The 2,565-nt window shown below is 66.0% G+C and carries 3 protein-coding genes; 2 read left to right on the top strand and 1 reads right to left on the bottom strand.

Translation table 11 applies throughout. The features are described from left to right. Positions 1 to 8 precede the first annotated feature (8 nt). Both Q4C89_RS12680 and Q4C89_RS12685 read left to right on the top strand, forming a co-directional pair. The gene (locus tag Q4C89_RS12680; protein WP_303102988.1) at positions 9 to 893 is read left to right on the top strand and encodes an NAD(P)-dependent oxidoreductase; all 885 of its coding nucleotides are present in this window, start codon (positions 9 to 11) and stop codon (positions 891 to 893) included. Then, positions 890 to 1,768 carry a DegV family protein gene (locus Q4C89_RS12685; protein ID WP_303102986.1) on the top strand — a complete coding sequence of 293 codons (879 nt, stop codon included), beginning with the start codon at positions 890 to 892 and terminating at the stop codon, positions 1,766 to 1,768. The genes Q4C89_RS12680 and Q4C89_RS12685 overlap by 4 nt, the downstream gene beginning before the upstream one ends. Positions 1,769 to 1,833: 65 nt before the next feature. On the opposite strand, the gene Q4C89_RS12690 is transcribed toward Q4C89_RS12685, so the two are convergent. Beyond that, a partial coding sequence (locus Q4C89_RS12690) for a class I tRNA ligase family protein (protein ID WP_303102987.1) occupies positions 1,834 to 2,565 on the bottom strand: 732 nt, incomplete at its 5' end.

Below are 2,565 nucleotides of genomic sequence, written 5' to 3' on the forward strand. Positions count from 1 at the left end.
AATGCACCATGACCACGACTGCTTTTCTCGGCCTGGGAGCAATGGGATACCCGATGGCCGCTCACCTTGTCCGTCAGGCCCAGGCCAGCGGGGGGCGCACCCTGGTCTGGAACCGCACCCCGGACAAGGCGCAGCGCCACGCCCAGCAGTACGGCAGCGAGGCCGTGACCCTGGAAGGGGTGGCCCAGGCCGATATGCTGTTCACCTGCCTGCCCACCAGCGCCGAGGTGGATGAACTTATCGCGGCGCTAGGTTCTGCACTTCGTCCGGGAACGCTGTGGGTGGACTGCACCAGCGGGCATCCCGACGCGGCCCGGCGGCAGCGTGAAATTCTGGCGGCGCACGGCGTCAAATTTCTGGACGCTCCGGTCAGCGGCGGCACCAGTGGCGCGGAGGCCGGAACGCTGACCGTCATGCTCGGCGGCCCCGCCGAGGACATAGAGGCGGCGCGTCCATATCTCGCCTTTGCGGGCAAGGTCGTGGGGGTGGGCGACACGGGCGCGGGCTTCGCGGTCAAGGCGGTCAACAACATGCTGCTGGCCGTCAACCTGTGGGCGGCGGGCGAAGGACTGGCGGCACTGGGCCGCAGCGGGGTCGAACTCGGCGAGGCGCTGGACGTCATCAACGCCAGCAGCGGGCGCTCCAACGCTTCCGAGAACCTGATTCCGCAGCGGGTGCTGACCCGTGAGTTTCCGGTCACCTTTGCCCTAGGCCTGCTGGCGAAAGATGCCGGAATCGCCCTGGACGTGGTGCAGAGTGCCCGCGCCAGTGCGCCCACGCTGGCCCAGGTCGCGGGCCTGATTCGCGCCGCCTCGCACGTGGTCGGGCCAGAGCAGGACCACACCGCCGCCCTCAAATTGCTAGAGCAGATGAATGCCCAGGAGCTGAAATGACCCAACCTATTCCCCAGTTCGCTGTCGTCACCGACGGCGGCCTCGACGCCCTGCCGACCCTCCGCAACAACGTGCCCGTCGCGCCCTTCTCCGTCAATTTCGGGGAAAAGAGCATCCCCATGAACCGCATCACGCGGGAGGAGTTCTACCGCGAATTGGCGACCAACCCGGTGCATCCCACCAGTTCGCAGCCCTCGCCGCAGCAGTGGCTCAACGCCTTCGATCAGACGGGCCAGAGCGACGTTCTCGCCATCACGGTCAGTTCGGGCCTCAGCGGCAGCCGCAACGCTGCCGAGCAGGCCCGCGACCTGTGGGCAACGCAGGGGGAAGGCCGACGGGTCACCATTCACGATGCCATGACCATCAGCGCGGCGCAGGCGTTTCAGGTTCACGCCGCCGCCACCGCCGCCGCGCGGGGCGAGAGCCTGGACACGGCGCTGGAGTGGATGCGGCAGGTTCACGAAGAAACCGAGTTCTTCTTCACCATCGAAACCCTGGAGTACCTCCGCAAAGGGGGCCGAATCGGGCGCGTGGCGGCGGCGATGGGCGGCCTGCTGAACCTCAAGCCCGTCATTACGGTGGACAAGCCGACCGGGACCTACGCCAACGTGGCCCGCGTTCGCAGCTACAAGGGCAGCATCGAGGCGATGACGCAGCAGGTCACCAAACGCTACGGCGAGGGCACGCCGCTGCGGGTCGGCTTCATGTACGGCACCCATGAGGAAGACGTGGACGTAGCGCTGCAATCGCTTCAGCAACGCCATCCGATCGTCTGGACAGACCGCGCAGGTGTGAACCCAGTGCTGAGCATTCACGTCGGCCCGCGTGCGTTCGAAATCACCGCCGCGCCCGGCGACTGGCCCTGGGAAAAGTAGGCGATACAGGAAAGGGGTGGGAGTGCGAGGATATCGACCCTCGGCTCCCGCCCCCTTTTGCCGCCTTATTTGGCGACGATGTTGATAATCCGCCCCGGCACGTAGATTTCCTTGACCACGGTCTTGCCTTCCAGGTGCTTGGCGACTTCTTCGTTGGCCCGCGCTGCGGCCAGCGCTTCTTCCTGGGTCGCCGTCTTGGAGATGCTGACCTCGCCGCGCACCTTGCCCGACACCTGCACCCCGATGGTCACGGTGTCGCGCACGGCAGCCGTTTCGTCTACCTGCGGCCACTCGGCAGTATGCACGCTGCCCTGCTGCCCGCGCTCGGTCCAGATTTCCTCGGCGATATGGGGCACGACGGGGGCCAGCATCCGGTTGAAGATGCTCAGCGCCTCGTCCCAGACGGGCGTGCCGTACACGGGGCTGCGCTTGGCCTTGACCAGCGCGTTGGTCAGTTCCATCAGGGTGGAAATGATGGTGTTGAAGCTCATGCGCTCGAAGTCGTCGCCCACTTTCTTCAGGGCCGAGTGAACGGCGAAGCGCACGTCGGCATCGGTCATCTTTTCCTCGGGACCGCTGACTTTCTCCTCGAAGAACAGGTTCCACACGCGGCTCAGCCACTTGGAAGGCCCGTTGATGCCCTGCGAGTCCCAGGGGCCGCCCAGTTCCCAGGGGGCGATGAACATCAGGAACGCCCGCACCGTGTCGGCTCCGTACTCGCGCACCAGGTCGTCGGGGTCCACCACGTTGCCGCGTGATTTGGACATCTTTTCGCCGTCCTCGCCCAGAATCATGCC

This window comes from Deinococcus sp., from assembly GCF_030523985.1.
In the GTDB taxonomy this organism is placed as follows: Bacteria; Deinococcota; Deinococci; order Deinococcales; family Deinococcaceae; genus Deinococcus.

Excerpts from the sequence above, each read along its gene's own strand:
- Q4C89_RS12680 (WP_303102988.1), top strand. The coding sequence starts at position 9 with ATGACCACGACTGCTTTTCTCGGCCTGGGAGCAATGGGATACCCGATG.
- Q4C89_RS12685 (WP_303102986.1), top strand. The coding sequence starts at position 890 with ATGACCCAACCTATTCCCCAGTTCGCTGTCGTCACCGACGGCGGCCTC.